Source organism: Halolamina sediminis (assembly GCF_001282785.1).
In the GTDB taxonomy this organism is placed as follows: Archaea; Halobacteriota; Halobacteria; order Halobacteriales; family Haloferacaceae; genus Halolamina; species Halolamina sediminis.
In genome coordinates, this window is sequence record NZ_CVUA01000001.1 from 2,261,111 (window position 1) to 2,279,764 (window position 18,654).

The following is an 18,654-nucleotide window of genomic DNA, read 5'->3' on the forward strand; positions in this document are numbered from 1 at the left end:
CGACTACTCCAGTGCTCTACGGAAAAAGCCGTCCCACTCAGACTACTCGTACAGCGGGTGTTTCTCGGTCAGTTCGCCGATCGTCTCGGCGACTTCGGCGAGCACGTCCTCGTCGTCCGGCGCGTCGACGACGTCGGCGATGCAGTCGGCGACGGTCCGGCAGTCGCTCGCGGTGAACCCGCGGGTCGTGATCGCGGGCGTGCCGACGCGGATGCCGGAGGGGTTGAACGGCGAGCGTGTCTCGCCGGGGACGGTGTTGGCGTTGAGGACGATCCCCGCCTTCTCGAGGGCCTCCTCGACGTCCTTCCCGCTCGTGTCGGGGTGGGACGGCCGGAGATCAGCGAGCACGAGGTGGGTGTCGGTGCCGCCGGAGACGAGATCGAGGCCGCGCTCGCGAAGGCGCTCGGCCATCGCCTCCGCGTTGGTGACGACGCGGGCGGCGTACTCCTCGAACTCCGGCGTGAGCGCCTCCTCGAATCCGACCGCCTTGCCGGCGATGTTGTGCATCAGCGGGCCGCCCTGCATTCCGGGGATGACGGCCTTGTCGACGGCCTCGGCCCACTCCTCGCCGCACATGACCATCCCGCCGCGGCCGGCGCGGATCGTCTTGTGGGTCGAGCCGGTGACGAAGTCGGCGACGCCGACCGGCGACGCGTGTTCGCCGGCGGCGACGAGCCCGGTGATGTGAGCGATGTCGGCGAGGTGGAGCGCGTCGACCGACTCGGCGGTCGCTTGGATGCGCTCCCACTCGACCTCGCGGGGGTAGGCGGAGTAGCCCGAGACGATCATGTCCGGTTCGAACTGCTCGGCCTGCTCGGCCAGCCCCTCGTAGTCGACGTACCCCGTCTCGTCGTCGCACTCGTAGTGCTGCACCTCGAAATGTTCGCCGACGAAGTTCGCGGAGTGGCCGTGGCTGAGGTGGCCGCCGTGGGTCAGATCGAGGCTCAGGATCTTGTCGCCGGGGTCGAGCGCGGCGATGTAGACGGCCATGTTGGCCTGCGAGCCGGAGTGGGGCTGGACGTTGACGTGCTCTGCGCCCCACAGCTCCTTCGCGCGGTCGATCGCCAGCTGTTCGACGGTGTCGGCGTGCTCACAGCCCCCGTAGTAGCGCTGCCCGGGGTACCCCTCGGCGTACTTGTTGGTGAGGCTGCTGGACTGGGCGTCCATCACCGCCTCCGAGACGTGGTTCTCGCTGGCGATCAGCGTGATCGTGTCCCGCTGGCGGTCGGTCTCGGCTTCGAGCGCGTCCGCGAGCTCGGGATCGACCTGTCGGACGTGATCGTGCTCCATACGCGCAACCGGGGCCAGGTCCGGGTTAAGCTTGACTGTCGCTGCCCGACAGAGATTTAGCGCCGGCCTCCCGTATCGCGGGACGGACGCATGGACGTCGAGATCGAGGGGGACGGTGTCCGCGCCGTCGACGGGGCCAAAACCGCCGTCCGCGTCGGGACCGTCGGGTGGACGCCGACCGCCGCGGCACCGGCGCTGGACGCACCTGTCGACGCCGCAGTCGCCGGGCGGACCGAGCGGCTGGAGTTCCCGCCCGTCGTCGTCGCCGTGGACGACATCGACAGCGGGGAGTCGACCACGCTGGGCGGCCGTGAGGGACCGATCTCGTTCCCCGCCGGCGCGTACGAGCTCCGGATCGCCGCGCCGGTCCGGACGTTCCTCCGGGTCGACGGCTCGTTCAGCCTCGCCCAGCCGGAGTTCGACCGGACCGTCGTCTCGTTCCCCGGCCCCACGGCTGTCAGGCTGGGGTTTCGGAGCCGGGTGGACTCGGCGCGGGAGTCGGTCACCGTCCCCCGGAGCCCGGCGGGGGTCGCGACCGCGCTCTCGACGTTTTCTGGGGCCTTCTGCTCGGCGACGGCCGACCGATCGTTCAGTTCGATGCGGGAGCGCCCGCCCTCGCTGACGTTCGGCGAGACGGTCTCGATCCCCGACTCCGTTCGCGAGGCGGTCCCCGATTCGTCGATCGAACTCCGGCTTCCCCGCTCGCTGTCGGCGCTGCTGCCGGCGGCGCCGCTGGCACACTACCTCGGTGCCGAGGTCCACGTCGCCGACGGGGTCGAGCCGTCGCTCCGTGCCGGGGGCGAGCAGATCGATCTGGGGCAGGGACGACGCTACGAGCGGCGGGTCGCGGCGCTGCTCCGACGGACGTTCTGGCTCGACTGTCTGGTTCGGACCGCCGGCCCCCACGACGCGACTGTCCGGGCGGCCGATCTGCTCGATCGGCTCCCCATCGACGCCGACGCGCTCTACGACGCGGAGATCGCCGAACGGGTGCTGGCGTACCGGGAGGTCGATCTCGACGCCGTCGCCGAGGCGCTGCCGGAGTGGCACCTCTCGATGTACGTCGAGCCGACGTACGACGGCGTCCAGTGTCTCCCGTTCATGCTCGACGACGTGCCGCAGCTGTTCACCCCGCGAAGCAGCCCGCTGAGCGACGAAGACCGGCTCGACAGCTCGCTCTCGGCGTTCTACCGGGCGGGCGTGGCCGCCCCCGACCCGGTCGAGCTCCGGGACGCCGATCTGGGGCCGAGTCGTTACCACGGCTGGCTGGCCGGCGGCGTCGCCATGGACACGTTCAAAACGCTCCCGGCGGCCTACGAGAACCGATCGCTCTACCGGGGGCGGGCCGACGGCCCGATCTCGGTGGTCGCGGTGCTCAACGACGCGGAGATGCGGGAGGAGCACTCCCGGGCCGCCGACATCTACCGGCGGCGGGCCGAGAAGCTCGAGATCGACATCGACGTGCGGGAGTCGCTGTCAGTCGACGAGCTCGCCGACGTGATCGAGCAGCGCCACGACTTGCTCCACTTCGTCGGCCACTGTGAGCCGACGGGGCTGCGCTGTCCCGACGGGACGCTCTCGATCTCGTCGGTCGACCGTTCCCGGGTCCAGACGTTCTTCCTCAACGCCTGTGGCTCCTACGAGGAGGGGACGGAGCTCGTCCGGAAAGGGAGCGTCGCGGGCGCGGTCACGTTCGAGAAGGTGCTCGACAGCCACGCCGCGAAAGTCGGGACCATGTTCGCGCGGCTGGTCGCCCACGGCTACGCGATCGAGCGGGCGCTCGCGCTGGCCCGTCGGCGGGTGATCATGGGGAAGGATTACGCGGTCGTCGGCGACGGCACACACGTTCTGACGCAGACGGACTCGCTGGCGGGGACGGAGGCAAAACTGGTCCGGGACGGCGACACGTTCACCCTGACCCACGGGATGCTGTCGCCGTCGCTTGCGGGCGGGCGTGCGTTCATCAACGTCGACCAGGACTGCCCGCCAGTGTTGATCGGGAACGAGTGGGAGATCGAGATGGACGCGGCTGAGTTGGTCCAGTTCCTCCGCCGGGGGGAGTTCCCCGTGGTCTACCGCGGCGACATCCACTGGTGTACCGAGCTCGCCGAAGAGCTCGCCGCCGAAACGGCCGGTCGCTAGTCCCGTATCGGTTCGGGGCCGGGGTCGGCCGAGGCGTCGTCGGCCGGCTCCAGGACCACACCGTCCGCGGCCAGCGCCCCATCCTGCACCGCAAGGAGCACGAGCATCGCCGCGACCGCCACGACGAGCCGCGGGTGGCGCGCGACGAACTCGCCGGTCCGAACACCGATTCTCGGTAGCGCACCGTTCCGTGGCATGGAATACCATACCATTTCTTCCGTGAAAAGAGTTGTCTTACACACACGACTCCGGCCTTGATTTCCCATCAGAACGAGTTCAGAATTTCCGGTAGAAGCCCTGAGACGGCGATATACCCGTTAATATTAAATATCGAGTAGCGCATATACTCTCGTAGGAATGAACTCGAATTTACTCGGCGACGAAATAGAGGATATCCTGCGGGAGAGCATCGAAGCCGCCGACGGCGAGGTACTGTTCGTCGGTCCCTCGGCGGCGGCGGTGGAGGCGCTGATCGGACTCGGAACCGAGTTCGACGGCGAGTTCCCGACGGTGAAGCTGCTGGCGGACGAACGCATGCTCAAAGACGTGATGGACGACTTCCTCGTCGCCAGTAACGCGGCCGACCTCGTCGAGGCCGGCAGCCTCGAACTCCGGACGCTCGAAGGTGGCGTCGACAACGCGCTGCTCGTGACCGAGGAGCGAACGATCGCCGTCGTCACTGCCGGCGACGCCGTCGCCGGGCTCTCGACCGACGACGAGTCGTTCGTCGGGCAGGCCTACGAGGACTACAGCGCACGCTTCGAGGCCGCTGAGGCGTTCAACCTCCGGACGCCCGCCATCTCGCGGGTCCGCGAGACGATGGCCGACGACATCGGCGAGCAGTCCCGCACCGACTTCGACGCGGTGCTCGACTCGCTGGAGACCGCCCGGGGCGACGGCGACGGGCTCGACGAGGTGACCATCTCGCTGCTGGTCGCCGCCAAGAACGACGTGCTGCTGTACGACATCAGCAAGTGGGGCGAGGACGTGGGGATCGCCTCGAAGGCGACGTTCTCCCGGACGAAAACCCGCCTCGAGGAGCTGGGGCTGATCGACACCGAGAAGGTCCCGATCGACGTGGGGCGCCCCCGACTGCGGCTGAAGCTGGGCGACGAGCGGCTCCACGACGCCGACGCCGCGGAGATCGCGAGCGTCGCGCAGTCGATGATCGCCAGCTAAGCCGGCACCCGTTCCTTTTTGCGAGCGGCGCCCCCTCCCCGGGACATGGATATCGGAATCGTCGGGAGCGGCCCCGCCGTCGACGCGATCGAGGCGGCGATGGACGATCTCGACGCGCGGGTGATCGAGGCCGGCAGCGACGAGTTCGCCGACGTGGGGCTCTGTTTCGTCGTCGGCGCCGCCGGCGCGGACGCGTTCGGCACCGCCGCCGACAGTGACGCGCTGGACCGGTGGGTCGCCGTCGAGATCGGCGGCGTCGGCGGCCACGCCGTCGACGCGGTCGACGCCGCCGTCTCGGCGTTCACGCCCGCCTCGGGCTGCTACCGCTGTCTGGAGCGCCGCGTCGCCGCGACAGCCGAGGGAGACGATCGGTCCGCGCCCACCAGCGCCGTGCGCTACGCGGGCGCGGTCGCCGGCCGTCGGGCGACGAGGCTGCTGACCGGCGAGGATCTGGGCGGCACGGTCGTCGAGGTCGGCGAGGCCGACGTGCAACGCCGGTTCCAGCCGGTCCCGTACTGTCGCTGCGCCGGCGGGCGGGACCGCACGCTCTCGCTGTCCTTCCGGGAGACCGACCTCGACGACGCCGTCGGTCGGGCCGAGATCGCCGTCGACGACCGCGTCGGCCTCGTCGAGCAGGTGGGCGAACAGGCGTCGTTCCCCCTCCCATACTACCTCGCGTCGATCGCGGGAACGGAGGGGTTCTCCGACGCGAGCGCCGCGCCCTTCGCCGCCGGTGCGGCTGCGGACTGGAACGAGGCGTACATGAAGGCGCTGGGCGAGGGACTGGAGCGCTACGCGGCCGGCGTCTACCGCAACGCGGAGTTCCGGCACGCGCCAGCAACAACGCTCGACGACGCCGTGTTCCCGACGCGCTTCGTCACGAGCGACGGCTACGACCCGGACCCCGACGCCGAGCGCCCGTGGCTGCCGGGGTTGGATCTCGTCGAGGAGTCGGGCGTCTGGCTCCCCGCCGAGATCGTCCAGTACCCCCCGCCCGAGCGGCGGATCAAGCCGCCAATCACCACCGGGCTCGGCCTCGGGAGCTCGACCGTCGAGGCGGTGATCTCGGGGCTCTCGGAGGTGATCGAACGCGACGCGACGATGCTCGCGTGGTACTCCGACTACGAGCCGCTGGGGCTGGCCGTCGACGACGAGCGCGTCCGCGAACTCGAGAAGCGTGCTCGTGCCGAGGCGCTCTCGGTCTCGGTCACGCTGCTCACGCAGGACGTCGACGTGCCGGTCGTCGCCGCGACAGTCCACCGCGACGGGGAGTGGCCGCGGTTCGCCGCCGGCTCCGGGGCGGCACTCGATCCCGTCGACGCCGCGACCGGCGCGCTCGCGGAGGCGCTCCAGAACTGGATCGAACTCCGGGACATGGGGCCCGAACAGGCGGGCGAGGAGGGCGGCGCCATCGGCGAGTACGCCGACTTCCCCGACCGCGCTCGCGAGCTCACACACCCCGAGACGACTGTGCCGGCCGACTCGGTCGCCGACGAGGCTGCGGAGCTCTCGGGCGAAGCAGCACTCGACGCCCTCGTCGAGCGCGTCGACGACGCCGGGCTCACGCCGTACGCTGCCCGGACGACGACCCGCGACGTGGCCGCGCTGGGGTTCGAGGGTGTTCGCGTCGTGATCCCCGAGGCACAGCCGCTGTTCACCGGCGAGCCGTTCTTCGGCGACCGGCTGGGGCGCGTGGCGGCGTCGATGGGGTACGAGGCGCGGCCGGAGCGGGCGTATCACCCGTTCCCGTGAACTGACTGGGCCCACCCCGGGCCGGAGGCGTCAGTCGACGAGCGCGAGCACGACGAGACCGAGGACCAAACTTCCCACGGCAAACACGCCCGTCACGACGCCGTCCAGTCGTGGTTCGGCCCCCCCATGGGCGAGTCCGGTCTGGAGGAGAACGCTCGTGAGACCGCCGAGGAGCACGAACACGGGGGACAGCAGTTTCGCCCGAAGAGAACGGTTCCACTCGCTCCAATCCGTCCGGAGGAGGCGGACAGCGAGCTTTCGTCGCGTGGAGGACATACTGCGAACTGATCGTCCCGTCACAAAAATCGGTCGAACGCTTACTCGCTATAGCAGTACGTCCTTTACGTCGGCCTCACCCGCCCGCCGGACCACCGCACGAACGGGCTCCTCCGCGCCGGCGAGGTTGTCCGAGTCGCCGTCGAGCGTGAGCAGTTTCGCGGGTCTGCCTTCCTCGATCAGGCCGTACTCCTTCCCCGCCAGCTCGGCGCCGTTTTTCGTCGCCATCCGGAGCACCTCGGTCGCGCTCACGTCGGCCAGCTTGGCGGCGAACTCCATCTCGCGGAACATCGACGGCGAGTTCAGCATCACGTTGTCCGTCCCGAGCGCGACGGTCGTCCGCTCGACCAGTTCGCGGATCGGGGCGACGCCGACGTTCGTGACGAGGTTCGAACGCGGGCAGACCACCACCGGTAGCTCCTCGCGTTCGATGCGGTCGAAATGCTCGTCTCCGGGGTGGACAACGTGGACCAGGAACGCGGGATCGAGATCCATCGCGGGTGTGAGATCGTGGGGGTCGCGCTCGCCGGCGTGGATCGCGAACGGCTTGCCCGCCGCCCGGCAGGCCTTCCGGAGGTCACCGAACTCGCTGTCACGGGCGCCGCTGGCGCCGAACCCGTCGGCGGCCCGCATCGCGTCGGCGCTCTCACGGCCGAAGATCACGGGGTCGATCTCGCGGTCGGCCAGCGCGTCGCGGATCGCCTCGACGCCCTCGACGCCGCCCTCGCGGAACTCCAGGAACGCCGCGGTGCCGGAGTCCTCCATGAACCGGAGGCTCCGAGCCATCGCGTCGACTTTCTCTTCGCGGCTGGCCTGCCGGAGGAGGCGGTGTTTGAGTCCGTCCGGCGGCGCGACCAGCTCGTCCAGCGAGAGGCCGCCGCCGGCCTCCTTCGCGATCGAGTCGCCGATGTGGGTGTGTGCGTTGACGAACGCCGGGAGCACGATGTCGGTCGAGTCGGTCCGGGCCGCTTCCACCGCCGCAATCTCGCCGTTCTCGACGATCACCCGCCCCTCGATGGGGTCGAACGACTCGCCCCGGAGGATCGTCCCTTCGAGCGTGGTAGCCATACCGGTGCGTGGATCCCGGGGGGCATGAACGCGACGCCACGCGGTCGTCGACCCGCGGACGGTTCTGGCGAAGGGTAACGGCCTTCCGCGCTCGGCGGCTACCGTCGAGTGGCCGATGACGACGGCACCGGGCCGAGCCGGACTCGGCATCCGGCGACGACGAGCCCTATGAGTGCCGAGGCCAGCTTTCTGAGCCCGGATTATCGCGAGGCGGCGGGAGGTCGGGGAGCCGTGTCTGGGACCGCCAAAGAGAGAGTCAGCCTCAGACGGGGGCGTTGAGGGCGCCGAAGAACACCTGCCAGGCGAGCAGTGACTTCGCGACGAGGCTGAGGACGATGTAGGTCTTCTCGCCGAAGAGGTAGTCCTGCCACTTCCAGGTTTCGCGGTACTGCAGCACCATGTTGATCGCGAACAGGTTGAAGAACACGAACAGGCTGGCGTAGATCAGTAACACGAAGTCCGGCGGCCCGCCGCCGTCGCTCCCGAGTACGGTGGCCACGATGGTGATGGCGATGACGACCCAGGGGACGAGACCCGCGAAGGAGCCGACGAGGTAGGCCGTCCAGTCGGTTGTCGTCGTGGTTTGGTTGTGCAGTTCCATCATGAGCCCCATGAGGTTCATCACGGCGACCAGCGAGAACAGCGCCACGAGGGTCCCGAGGTCCCAGACGCCCGCGAGCATCGCGATGACGACGATCATCACGGACGCGCTGATCGCGTACTCGTACCAGCGGTACGGGTTCATGCCGCGTTTCAGGTACGACACGTAGGAGTTGTACAGCACTGTCGCGATGAGGAGATGGGCGAGCGCCGACAGCAGCAGGAACGCGGCGACGAGGTACGACAGTTGGATCGTCGTCCAGGGTTCGAGGACGGGTGTGAGGCGCTGGGTGCCCGCCTGAAACTCGAGACTGGTGACGGTGATGGTCCACTTGAGCGAGGTGCTCAGGTAGATCATCAGCGCACCCTGGACGAAATGCAGGACCGCCATCACGGCGTTGAACTGGCGGAGTCGTCGGTACGGTGTGTCGGATGTGGACATACCCCTAATTTGACCCGGGCCGTTATGAGGATATGTGTTCTGCCAACATTTTGACGACGGCAATATTCAGAACGGGTCCTCGGAGGGCGAGGTGTGCCGAGAGCGCCGGGGCCGAGGCCATCCCGAAGGCGCTGGGCGAGCGGACCGGGGGGTCGTGGCCACGACACCTCCATCTCCTCGTCCGCGATTGTTGACTCGGACACACCTAACCTATCAATGCGCAGTAAAAAGCAGCGTTTTCCAGTTGTCGATCGGTTGGCAGCCGCTGCGGACACGCTGGGGACCCGGTTGGGGCTATTTAGCGTCGGCGCCATCGGCCGTCGACGGCGCCTCCACTGCGCGGGCTGTCGCGGTGAATCCGGCGTCGCGGAGCCGTTCGACGAGAGGGGCGCCGATGCCCGAGGCGGGCGTGAGCACGCCGCCGTCCAGCGGCGAGTCGACGTCGCCGCGGACGAGACAGACCGCGGACTCGCCGAGCATCCGTGCGGCCGCGCCGTAGCCTGGGTCGAGGTCGGTGCCGAACTCGGCCACGACGCTGAACGGGCCGTCCCGGGCCGTCCCACGGCCGAGGACGGACACCGTGAAGTGGCCGTTCTCGATCTGTTCGGTGCTCGGCCCCTCGCCCGGATCCGGGAACAGAAACCGCTGGACGGCGCGCCGCGCCGGACCCACGGACATCGCCGCCGTAAACAGCCCCAGACCGCCGGCGAGAAGCGTCGCACCCGCCGCGCCGCGCAGCCCGGAGCCGGTGGCGACGACCTCCGTACAGCGGAACTCCCGCCCCCAGGGGTAGCCCAGTAGGGCGTTACTGCGTCGGACCACGCGTTCGTTCACCTGCGCCATCGGCGACGGCGCAGTCCAGACCGACCGGATCGAGTCGTGCCGTGGTAAGCGGGCGCCGCCGAGATCGACGCCGTCGCGCTCGCCGGCCGGCGCCAGCGAGTAGGGGTTCCGGAGCGTCTCCCGAGCCAGCGGATCGTTCGCCGCCGCCTCGAACACCGCGGCCATGCTCGCCAGGGTGCCGCCACTCACACCGCCGCTGGCGTCGTCGACTGAGATGCGGACCGTCTCACACGGCGCGTCGAACGCCTCGAGCGCGTAGGACTGTGCGAGCAGGGTGCCGCTGTCTGCGGGCACGGAGTCGAACCCACAGCTATGGACGATCCGCGTCTCGGCGTCGACCGCCGCCTCGTGGTAGCGGTCGATCATCTCACGGATCCAGTTCACTTCGCCAGTCAGGTCGCAGTAGTCGGTTCCGGCTTCGACGCATGCCGCGACCAGAGGCGTGCCGTATCGCGTGTACGGCCCGACGGTCGTACAGACGACGCGGGTGCGCCGGGCGATCGCTTGGAGGCTCGCTGGCTCCGTCGCGTCGCCGACGACCGTCGGGACGTCGTCCCACGCCTCGCTCCCGTCGGCGAGGTCGGCCGCGACCGACGCCAGCCGGTCGGGATTCCGCCCGCCGAGCGCCAGCGAGAGCGTCTCCGGCGTGTACTGCTCCGTGAGATACTCGGCCGTCAAGCGACCGGCGAACCCAGTCGCTCCCCACACGACGAGATCGTACTGTCGGGAATCAGCTGCCATTTGTCCCCGTTATGCCCCCGAGAGGAAAACAGGCAGGGCCCTTCGGATTGAGCTGTCGCCGGTCGGTCCGGCAGACGGCCATCGACGCCGGCGGTGAGGCGGGCAGCCCTACGAGAGTCGGTCGTCGACGCCGTCGGGAGCGACACGAACTCTTCACAGTACCGCGAGGCCGCGGCGGGGACCCCCGACTTCTCGGAGGCGACGATGGAGTCGATCCCCTGTCGGGCGAGTGAACGGACGCAGGTGTAACTCGCCGCGTCGTGCCCGGTAGGTATCAGGGCGCGCTCGCCCGTTCGGAGGCTGTCTGGCATCTCGATACCGCCGACTTGGCCCCCCGCCGCGATTAGTATACACGAGCAAACGCGAAGGAGCCGCATACTGCCCGTGCCGTCGATGCCACGCCCACGGCCGGATAGCTCTCCCTACTGTCTCGCGGGCGGGTCCGGGCTACGCGGGCGTCGGCCGACGACGGGCCGGGCGAAGGATCGCTCCGGAAAACTCGCTGGCTGCGTTACTGGCTCGGCGTCGCCGTTCCCTCGGTCGTCTCCGAGTAGGCGACCTCGGTGCCGGAGGCGACGGGCTGGAGGAGGTACTTCCCCGTCTGGCCCCGCTTGACCGGCGTGAAGTCGGCGGTGAACGTCGTGCGCTGGCCCTCGCGGATCTCGAAGCGCTCCTTGAACTGCAGCGGCGCCTCGCCGGGCGTCCCCACGTCTGCGTTCCCGCCGTCGGCGAGCGTCGCGTCGACGCCCGAGACGTCGAGCTGGAGGTACGCGTACGTGCCCACCTCGAGTTCGCGTTCGTCGACCAGCGAGCTCTCCCCGTTCTGGAGCTGGACGAGGTCGGCCTCCTGCGGCTCGTCGTACTCGTAGTACGTGCGCTCGTCGCTCTGATCGACATCCGCCTCGTCCTGCTGCTCGACGCCGCCCTCATCGGTGGCGGCGGTGTTGACGGTGGTGGACGTACCCGCCTCGGATTCCGTGTTCTCGGCCTCTTTCACCCAGAACCCCTGGATACTGACGACACAGGACTCGAAGTCCGAGATGTCGCCCGGCGCGTCCTTCACTTGCGTCGCGAGCGTGCCCGTTCCGGCACTGCCCGAACAGCCAGCCAGTCCCGTGATACCTGCGAGGCCGATCGCACCCGCCGCTCGGAGATACGTTCGCCGCGATGTCGTTGTGTCACTCATGCACTCGACAGGAGCGGCTGGACGGGGGTAAACCGGGGAGATACTCCGGCCGAGTTTGGATCGGTTTCACCCCGATTAATCGCCGGTTCGAGCGAGATAACCGCAAGACGCGTGTGGGTCCGTCTCACGTTCGGGGGCTGTGGGGTGTTGTCGGCCCTCAGATAGCCCCGCGCGTCGTGCGCCGCGAGTGGCCAATTACCTCGGTCGACCCCCACCCCAGCCGACGCGATTCGTGGCTCGATCCGCCGACGTGACCGGGCGGGGTGGCGGCAGTCTGTCGACTGGACGCAGTGAATTTTTATATCCCTCCGGCGGAGAGAGTGATTGTGAAAGACACACATGGTATCTTCTGATGAGTACAGCGCTGTCGGCCGGACACTGCTCGAACGGCCCGCAGTGGCCGCGCTGGGGCTCGTGATCGGCTACCTCCTCATCGATCTCGTTGCCAAGCTGGCCGGCGTCGAGGTCGGCGCCGGCGGCGTCCATCTCCTCGGTGGGTCGACCCCGGTCTCACAGGTCGGCCGGTACGTGCTGGACGGGCTGATCGTCGGGCTCGTGATCGGGCTGGCCGGCGTCGGACTCTCGATGACGTACAGCATCCTCAGCTTCGCGAACTTCGCCCACGGCGACTACATCACGACGGGTGCGTTCTCCGGGTGGTTCGCCGCCTACCTGGTCGCCTTCTTCACGCTCAACGTCGACGTCCCCTTCGGCGAGGCGTTTCTCGTCACCGCGCCGTCGCTGATCTCGGTGATCAACGCCCCGCTGGCGCTGCTCGTGGGGCTCGTCGCGTCCGGCGTCATCACCGTCGCCGTGGTGCTCCTGCTCGACCGGATCGTCTACGAGCCGATGCGGGACAAGGGCGGCATCCCCCTGCTGATCGCGTCGATCGGCGTCGCGCTCGCGATGCGGTACGCGATCGTGTTCGTGTTCGGCACCAGCACCCGCGGGGTGACCGAGACGGGGTCGATCCCCTCGGTCGACATCCCGATGGTCGACGGGTACGTCCCGCTCAACGCCCACGAAGCCACGCTCATCGTCGCCGCAGTGAGCCTGATGTTCGGCGTCCACTTCCTCCTCCAGCGGACGAAACTCGGGAAGGCGATGCGCGCGATGGCGGACAACAAGGATCTCGCACAGGTCACGGGGATCCCCACCGAGCGCGTCGTCCGCACGACGTGGATCGTCGGCGGCGGGCTCGCGGGGATCGCCGGCTTTCTGATGGTGCTCGAACGCGGGACGCTCAACTACAACGTCGGCTGGCGGCTCCTGCTGTTGGTGTTCTCGGGCGTGATCCTCGGCGGGATCGGCAGCGTCTACGGCGCCATCGGCGGCGGGATCATCATCGGCATCGCCTCGCGGCTCTCACTGGTGTGGATCCCCTCCGACTTCGCGCGGGTCGTCGCGTTCGCCGTGATGATCCTCGTGTTGCTGTACCGGCCGTCGGGGCTGTTCAGCGGGGTGAAAACCGCATGAGCGTCGCCGATCGCGCCTGGGCAGCCGTCCCGGCGTACTTCAAGGAGAACGACGCCCGGCTGATCGCCGGGCTGTTGCTCGGGACGTACCTGTTCCACGGCCTGTTGGCGGGCTTTCTCGCCGGCGTCAACAACGCCTCGGTGGCCAACGCCGTCGCCAACTCCGTCAGCAACATCACGTTCCTGATCGCGGTGTACGCGCTGCTGGCGCTGGCGCTGAACCTCCACTGGGGGTATACGGGCCTGTTCAACATCGGCGTCGCGGGGTTCATGGCCGTCGGAGTGTACGCGATGTCGATCCTCGCGGCGTCGCCGACGGGCTCGCCGCCAGGGCTGGGGCTGCCGGTGCCGATCGCGATCGTCGGCGCGCTACTGATCACCGCGGTCGTCGGCGGGCTGGCGGCGCTGCCCGCGCTGCAGTTGGACGCCGACTACCTCGCGATCGTGACCGTCGGCCTCTCGGAGATCATCCGGCTGGTGTTCAACGCCAGCTACTTCGCGGGCACCGTCACCGATCCGTCGGCGAGCAGCTACAACGTCGTCGACGTCTTCGGGCTCCGGTTCGGCACCGGCGGCGGACAGGGGATCTCCACCCCGATCAACAGCCCCGCACGGGCGATCTACGAAACCGAGTCGGGGCTGACCGCGATCGGCGAGGTGGTGTACGGGCTCGCAGACACGCTCGACGTCGGAACCAGCGTGGTCGTCGGCGGGACGTACGCGGTGGTCCTGCTGCTCGTGTTCGTGACGCTGTACTACGTCCTCCTCAGCCGCATCGGGAACTCCCCGTTCGGCCGCGTGCTGAAGGCGATCCGCGAGGACGAACTCGTCGCCCGCTCGCTCGGCAAGGACACCCGGCTGTTCAAGATCAAGGTGTTCATGGTCGGCTGTGCGCTGATGGGGCTGGGTGGCATCCTCTGGCAGGGCTCCTACGGGTTCGTCAACCCCAACACGTTCCGGCCGATCGTGACGTTCTACATCTTCACCGCGCTGATCGTCGGCGGCTCGGGCTCGAACACCGGCAGCGTCGTCGGCGGCGCCGTCTTCGCGGCGTTCCTGCTCGAAGGGCCCCGCCGGATCGCGGGGTTCGTCGACGCCATCGCACAGCTGTTCTTCGGCTCGCTCCCGCGGCCGACGAACTTCTACGAGGCGATGGTCACGCTCGATCCGCTGGCTTGGGCCGGCTACCTCGTCGACAACGTCGCCTATCTGAAGTTCATCTTCCTCGGCGCGGTGTTGGTGTACCTGATGCAGAACCGCCCCGAGGGGCTGCTGGGCGGCCGCAGCGAGATCGCCGCTAGCGTCGACCTCAGCGAGCGAACGGGAGGTGAGACCGATGAGTGACGCCGGCGGGCCCGAGAAGCCGGTCGACGCGACGCCGCCGGAGGAGCTCTCGGAGACGGAAGACAGTGAGACCGAGCGTGCGGCACAGGAGCTGCCGCCGTCGATCCCGCTCCGCGTACAGAACCTCGAGAAACACTTCGGCGGGATCACCGCCGTCGACGGCGCCTCCTTCGAGGTCGAGTCCGGATCGCTCACGGGGCTGATCGGCCCCAACGGCGCGGGCAAGTCGACGACGTTCAACTGCATCACCGGCGTCCACGAGCCCGACGGGGGCTCCGTCATGTTCCAGGGCGAGGACATCACGGGTCGCTCGCCGCCGGAGATCGCGAACCGCGGGCTCGTCCGGACGTTCCAGATCGCCCGCGAACTGGAGGAGATGACGGTGCTCGAGAACATGATGCTCGCCCCCCAGGATCAGCTCGGCGAGAAGCTGGTCAACGCCGTCCTGCCCGGCCTTCGCGACGACGTGATCGCCCAGGAGATCGAGCTCCGGGAGGCGGTCTGGGAGATGCTCGAACTGTTCGAGATCGACCACCTCGCCGAGGAGGAGGCGGGGAACCTCTCTGGCGGCCAGCGCAAGCTGCTGGAGCTCGCCCGGGCGCTGATGGTCGACCCGGAGATGCTGCTGCTCGACGAGCCGTTCGCGGGCGTCAACCCGACGCTGGAGGAGAAGCTGCTCGACCGCATCCACGACCTGACCGAGCAGGGGTACACGTTCCTGCTCGTCGAACACGACATGGATCTGATCATGGAGAACTGCGAGCACGTCATCGTCATGCACCAGGGGACCGTCCTCGCGGAGGGGACGCCCGCGGAGATCAAAAACGACGACCGCGTCGTCGAGGCGTATCTCGGGGGTGAGGTATGAGCGCCGACAGCGAGGGCCAGCCCGCCGAGCAGCAGGACGGTGCGGTCAACGCTACCGAGTTCGTCACCAGCGAGGAGAGCCTGCTGCAGGTGGACTCGCTGGACGCCGGCTACGGCGACCTCCAGATCCTCGACGGCGTGGACATGAACGTCGAGGACGGCGAGTACGTCACGATCGTCGGCCCGAACGGGGCGGGGAAGTCGACCGTGATGAAGTCGATCTTCGGGCTCACCACGCTGATGGGCGGCACCGTGGAGTTCGATGGCACCGACATCACGGGGAAGAAGCCGGAAGAGGTGATCCACCTCGGCCTCGGCTACGTCCCCCAGTCCGACAACGTGTTCCCGACGCTCTCAGTGCTCGAGAACCTCGAGATGGGCGCGTACATCCTCGACGAGGTACCACAGGAACAGCTCGACGCCGTGTTCGAGCGGTTCCCGATCCTCGAAGAGCGCAAGGGACAGAAAGCAGGGACGCTCTCGGGCGGCCAGCAGCAGATGCTCGCCATGGGTCGGGCGCTGATGCTCGATCCCGACCTGCTACTGCTCGACGAGCCCTCGGCGGGGCTGGCACCCGATCTCGTCGAGGACATGTTCGACCGCATCGACCGGATCAACGACGCCGGGACGGCGGTGCTGATGGTCGAGCAGAACGCCAAAGAGGCGCTGCGGCGCTGTGACCGCGGCTACGTGCTCGTGCAGGGCGGGAACCGGTTCATGGACGACGGCGACGCGCTGCTGCACGACGAGCAGGTGCGACAGGAGTTCCTCGGCGGCTGATTCGGAAAACGGAAAATCGGGGTCGGCTACCCGCCGAAGGCGATCGAGTCGACCTCGGTGAACTCCCGATCCTCGACCTCGTAGATACCGTAGGAGACCGCGGTCATGTCGCCGTTGTCGTCGAAGTTGACGGCCGACGACGCACCCTGATAGTTGACGTCGTCGCCTGCCGCGGCGGCCTCGATGGCCTCGGCTAGTTCGCCCGGGCCGAACTGCTCGCCCTCGGGGTTCGCCGCGCGGCGCATGTTGTCACGGACGGCCGGGCCGGAGTTCTCCCCCGCGTACACGTTCGCGAGGAAGCTGACTGCCGTCGCGTCGTAGGCGTGGGCGTTGAACACGCCGGGCTGGCGGTCGTACTCCTCCATGTACCGCTCGTCGAACGCGTCCCGGCCGGGGCCGGACGCCTTCGGCCCCGTCCCGGTGACGTTGGCCATGTCGTTGTCGACCTCGTCGGGGAGCTGGTCGTCGAGCAGCCCGTCGGTGACGACGATGTCCTCGCCGGTGTCGTAGTTGCTGTAGTAGTCACGGAACAGCTGGATCCCGGAGGCCGGGTAGCCGATCACGACCAGCGTGTCGGGTTCGCCTTCGAGTGCGGACTCGAGCTGTGAGCTGTAGGAGTTCTGCTCCTGCTCGAAGGAGACCTGACTGGAGACGCTCCCCCCGTGTTCCTCCTCGAACGTGCTGGTGAACGACTCCGAGAGCGCCTGCCCGTAGTCGTTGTTGACGTACATCGTCGCGGCCGTGCTGTTGCCGAGCTCCTCGGCGGCCACCTGTGCGATGACCTGCCCCTGCAACGCGTCAGACGGCGCCGTCCGGAAGATGAAGTCGTCGTCGTCGAGATCGGTCACCGCGGGGGAGGTCGACGACGGCGAGCAGCCGACCGTCTCGTTGGGGATGAGCACCTGCTGGGTCACCTGCATGTTGACGCCGGACGACGCCGGCCCGGTGATCGCCGGGAACCCGTTGTTGACCAGCGTCTCCGCGCCGGAGATGCCCGCCTGTGCGTTCGTCTCGGTGTCCTCCTCCTGGATGTCGAACGTGAACTCCGTCTCGCCCTCCAGCTCCGACGCCGGGAGGATCGCCCCGTCCCGGATCGGGCCGCCGAGGTTCGCGAGGTCACCCGTCAGCGGCAGGAGGACCCCCTGCTGGATCGTCCGGCTGCCGCCACCGCCGCCACCGAGACAGCCGGCGACGCCGGTCACGCCGGCCGCACCGACCGCACCGGCACCTTTCAACACGTCACGTCGTGTGACTCTTCGTACCATAGCGGGCGTGTGTTCACTGTTCACCCCTATAAATGTGTGTCAATACCAAGCACGAACCGTGCAAGAACGGATCGCCGGCCGCCGTTTCGCCGCCTCAGCGCCCCTCGTCGAGCAGTTCGCGGGCGACGATGTTCTTCTGGATCTCGGTCGTCCCCTCGTAGATCTGGGTAATCTTCGAGTCGCGGTAGAGCCGCTCCACGTCGAAGTCGTCGACGAACCCCGCGCCGCCGTGGATCTGGACCGCCTCGTCGGCGGCGTCGGTCGCCACGTCCGAAGCGAACTCCTTAGCCATCGACGCCAACATAGTGAGATCCTCCTCGGCGTTGTCGACGCTCCAAGCCGACTTGTACGTGAGCTGGCGGGCGGCCTCCGTCCGGGTGTGCATCTCCGAGAGCTTGTGCCGGATCGCCTGGAACTCCGAGATGGAGCGACCGAACTGCTCGCGCTCCTCGGCGTACTCCAGTGCACGCTCGGCGGCGCCTTTCGCGATACCGACTGCCTGTGCGGCGACCATGGTTCGGGTCTCGTCGAAGAACTGCATCAGCTGGGGGAACCCCATCCCGCGCTGACCGACGAGGTTCTCCTCGGGCACGCGGACGTCGTCGAACCGAAGTTCGGCCGTGTCGCTCGCCCGGATCCCCATCTTCCCGGTGATCTTCTCGCTCTCGAACCCGTCGCGCTCCCGCTCGACGAGGATCTGTGAGAACCCCGTGTAGCGGTCGCCCACGTCGGGGTCGGTCTCGCACATCACGACGAAGTAGTCGCCGACCGAGCCGTTGGTGATCCACATCTTCGAGCCGTTGAGCACCCACTCGTCGCCGTCCTTCCGTGCGCTCGTCGAGATCGAGCTCACGTCGGAGCCGGCGTGGGGCTCGCTGATCGCCGCGCCCATTACTGCCTCGCCCTCCGCGATCGGCCGCAGGTACTCCTCTTTCTGCTCCTCGGTGCCGTACTCCATGATCGCCTCGGCGCCGAAGCCGGCGCTGGTGACACAGAGCCCGATCCCGGGGTCGACCGCGAACAGCTCCTCGGTGATCAGCGCCATCTCCAGCGTCGAGTAGCCGACGCCGCCGTACTCCATCGGGAAGTGCGCTCCCGTCAGCCCCATCTCGGCGGCTTTCTCGACGATCTCGGCGGGGTACTTCTCCTCACGATCGTACTCGCCGGCGACGGGCGCGATCTCGTTCTCCGCGAACCGACGCACTTCCTCTCGTAGCTGCTCCTGCTCTTGGGTCAGTCCGAACTCCATAACGGATACAACGAGAAACACGTGAAGAATTTTTCGGCGAACGCGGTCGCCGGATCGGCGATCGAGGGGGGAGCTTCCTACACAGCGTCTGGCTTCGGCGTCCGGACACCCGCTCGGAACGAGGAGTCCGTATTTAGAACTATCTAAATATTTAC

General features: G+C 68.2%; 17 protein-coding genes. 8 read left to right on the forward strand and 9 right to left on the reverse strand.

The features are described 5' to 3' along the window. Positions 1–42: 42 nt before the first annotated feature. A complete protein-coding gene (locus tag BN1959_RS11350) occupies positions 43–1,290 on the reverse strand; it encodes a serine hydroxymethyltransferase (protein WP_053948762.1) in 1,248 nt (415 codons plus the stop codon). Positions 1,291–1,380: 90 nt separating this feature from the next. Between BN1959_RS11350 and BN1959_RS11355 the strand changes: the two genes are divergently transcribed. Beyond that, the gene (locus tag BN1959_RS11355; RefSeq protein ID WP_053948763.1) at positions 1,381–3,432 is read left to right on the forward strand and encodes a hypothetical protein; all 2,052 of its coding nucleotides are present in this window, start codon (positions 1,381–1,383) and stop codon (positions 3,430–3,432) included. On the opposite strand, the gene BN1959_RS11360 is transcribed toward BN1959_RS11355, so the two are convergent. Further along, entirely contained in the window at positions 3,429–3,629 is a 201-nt protein-coding gene (locus BN1959_RS11360; protein WP_053948764.1) for a hypothetical protein, read from the reverse strand. The genes BN1959_RS11355 and BN1959_RS11360 overlap by 4 nt on opposite strands. Before the next feature lie 160 nt (positions 3,630–3,789). Between BN1959_RS11360 and tbsP the strand changes: the two genes are divergently transcribed. After that, positions 3,790–4,611, forward strand: a complete 822-nt coding sequence (gene tbsP, locus BN1959_RS11365) for a transcriptional regulator TbsP (protein ID WP_053948765.1) — start codon at positions 3,790–3,792, stop codon at positions 4,609–4,611. Between the two features lie 45 nt (positions 4,612–4,656). Beyond that, positions 4,657–6,363 carry a YcaO-like family protein gene (locus tag BN1959_RS11370; protein WP_053948766.1) on the forward strand — a complete coding sequence of 569 codons (1,707 nt, stop codon included), beginning with the start codon at positions 4,657–4,659 and terminating at the stop codon, positions 6,361–6,363. 30 nt (positions 6,364–6,393) lie between these two features. Here BN1959_RS11370 and BN1959_RS11375 read toward each other — a convergent pair whose 3' ends face one another. The 4 genes from BN1959_RS11375 to BN1959_RS11390 form a co-directional block, all read right to left on the reverse strand. After that, positions 6,394–6,639, reverse strand: coding sequence for a hypothetical protein (locus tag BN1959_RS11375; RefSeq protein ID WP_053948767.1), 246 nt, complete (start codon positions 6,637–6,639; stop codon positions 6,394–6,396). Between the two features lie 48 nt (positions 6,640–6,687). Beyond that, entirely contained in the window at positions 6,688–7,707 is a 1,020-nt protein-coding gene (locus tag BN1959_RS11380) for an amidohydrolase family protein (RefSeq protein WP_053948768.1), read from the reverse strand. Positions 7,708–7,969: 262 nt separating this feature from the next. Further along, entirely contained in the window at positions 7,970–8,749 is a 780-nt protein-coding gene (heR, locus tag BN1959_RS11385) for a heliorhodopsin HeR (protein WP_161803749.1), read from the reverse strand. Between the two features lie 294 nt (positions 8,750–9,043). Further along, complete coding sequence (locus BN1959_RS11390) at positions 9,044–10,333, reverse strand: saccharopine dehydrogenase family protein (RefSeq protein ID WP_053948769.1); 1,290 nt, start codon at positions 10,331–10,333, stop codon at positions 9,044–9,046. 93 nt (positions 10,334–10,426) lie between these two features. Here BN1959_RS11390 and BN1959_RS14785 point away from each other — a divergent pair, with 93 nt between their 5' ends. Continuing rightward, positions 10,427–10,582 (forward strand): hypothetical protein, encoded by a 156-nt coding sequence (locus BN1959_RS14785; protein WP_154018271.1) that lies wholly within the window; start codon positions 10,427–10,429, stop codon positions 10,580–10,582. Positions 10,583–10,844: 262 nt separating this feature from the next. Here the strand turns inward: BN1959_RS14785 and BN1959_RS11395 are convergent, their stop codons facing one another. Next, entirely contained in the window at positions 10,845–11,519 is a 675-nt protein-coding gene (locus BN1959_RS11395; protein ID WP_053948770.1) for a DUF4382 domain-containing protein, read from the reverse strand. A gap of 339 nt (positions 11,520–11,858) precedes the next feature. Between BN1959_RS11395 and BN1959_RS11400 the strand changes: the two genes are divergently transcribed. From BN1959_RS11400 to BN1959_RS11415, 4 genes are read left to right on the forward strand one after another with little or no spacing between them, the layout of a single operon-like run. After that, on the forward strand, positions 11,859–12,995 hold the full coding sequence (locus BN1959_RS11400) for a branched-chain amino acid ABC transporter permease (RefSeq protein ID WP_053948771.1): 1,137 nt from the start codon (positions 11,859–11,861) through the stop codon (positions 12,993–12,995). Next, on the forward strand, positions 12,992–14,338 hold the full coding sequence (locus BN1959_RS11405; RefSeq protein WP_053948772.1) for a branched-chain amino acid ABC transporter permease: 1,347 nt from the start codon (positions 12,992–12,994) through the stop codon (positions 14,336–14,338). Before BN1959_RS11400 ends, BN1959_RS11405 begins: the two co-directional genes overlap by 4 nt. Beyond that, entirely contained in the window at positions 14,331–15,206 is an 876-nt protein-coding gene (locus tag BN1959_RS11410; protein WP_053948773.1) for an ABC transporter ATP-binding protein, read from the forward strand. Before BN1959_RS11405 ends, BN1959_RS11410 begins: the two co-directional genes overlap by 8 nt. After that, a complete protein-coding gene (locus tag BN1959_RS11415) occupies positions 15,203–15,985 on the forward strand; it encodes an ABC transporter ATP-binding protein (RefSeq protein ID WP_079978675.1) in 783 nt (260 codons plus the stop codon). Before BN1959_RS11410 ends, BN1959_RS11415 begins: the two co-directional genes overlap by 4 nt. Positions 15,986–16,011: 26 nt before the next feature. Here BN1959_RS11415 and BN1959_RS11420 read toward each other — a convergent pair whose 3' ends face one another. Beyond that, positions 16,012–17,250, reverse strand: a complete 1,239-nt coding sequence (locus tag BN1959_RS11420) for an ABC transporter substrate-binding protein (RefSeq protein ID WP_053948774.1) — start codon at positions 17,248–17,250, stop codon at positions 16,012–16,014. A 94-nt stretch (positions 17,251–17,344) separates the two neighbouring features. Further along, positions 17,345–18,499, reverse strand: a complete 1,155-nt coding sequence (locus BN1959_RS11425) for an acyl-CoA dehydrogenase family protein (RefSeq protein WP_053948775.1) — start codon at positions 18,497–18,499, stop codon at positions 17,345–17,347. Positions 18,500–18,654 lie beyond the last annotated feature (155 nt).

Coding starts and splice junctions, on each gene's coding strand:
- BN1959_RS11350 (WP_053948762.1), bottom strand. CDS start 1,290: ATGGAGCACGATCACGTCCGACAGGTCGATCCCGAGCTCGCGGACGCG.
- BN1959_RS11355 (WP_053948763.1), top strand. CDS start 1,381: ATGGACGTCGAGATCGAGGGGGACGGTGTCCGCGCCGTCGACGGGGCC.
- BN1959_RS11360 (WP_053948764.1), bottom strand. CDS start 3,629: ATGCCACGGAACGGTGCGCTACCGAGAATCGGTGTTCGGACCGGCGAG.
- tbsP (WP_053948765.1), top strand. CDS start 3,790: ATGAACTCGAATTTACTCGGCGACGAAATAGAGGATATCCTGCGGGAG.
- BN1959_RS11370 (WP_053948766.1), top strand. CDS start 4,657: ATGGATATCGGAATCGTCGGGAGCGGCCCCGCCGTCGACGCGATCGAG.
- BN1959_RS11375 (WP_053948767.1), bottom strand. CDS start 6,639: ATGTCCTCCACGCGACGAAAGCTCGCTGTCCGCCTCCTCCGGACGGAT.
- BN1959_RS11380 (WP_053948768.1), bottom strand. CDS start 7,707: ATGGCTACCACGCTCGAAGGGACGATCCTCCGGGGCGAGTCGTTCGAC.
- heR (WP_161803749.1), bottom strand. CDS start 8,749: ATGTCCACATCCGACACACCGTACCGACGACTCCGCCAGTTCAACGCC.
- BN1959_RS11390 (WP_053948769.1), bottom strand. CDS start 10,333: ATGGCAGCTGATTCCCGACAGTACGATCTCGTCGTGTGGGGAGCGACT.
- BN1959_RS11395 (WP_053948770.1), bottom strand. CDS start 11,519: ATGAGTGACACAACGACATCGCGGCGAACGTATCTCCGAGCGGCGGGT.
- BN1959_RS11400 (WP_053948771.1), top strand. CDS start 11,859: ATGGTATCTTCTGATGAGTACAGCGCTGTCGGCCGGACACTGCTCGAA.
- BN1959_RS11405 (WP_053948772.1), top strand. CDS start 12,992: ATGAGCGTCGCCGATCGCGCCTGGGCAGCCGTCCCGGCGTACTTCAAG.
- BN1959_RS11410 (WP_053948773.1), top strand. CDS start 14,331: ATGAGTGACGCCGGCGGGCCCGAGAAGCCGGTCGACGCGACGCCGCCG.
- BN1959_RS11415 (WP_079978675.1), top strand. CDS start 15,203: ATGAGCGCCGACAGCGAGGGCCAGCCCGCCGAGCAGCAGGACGGTGCG.
- BN1959_RS11420 (WP_053948774.1), bottom strand. CDS start 17,250: ATGGTACGAAGAGTCACACGACGTGACGTGTTGAAAGGTGCCGGTGCG.
- BN1959_RS11425 (WP_053948775.1), bottom strand. CDS start 18,499: ATGGAGTTCGGACTGACCCAAGAGCAGGAGCAGCTACGAGAGGAAGTG.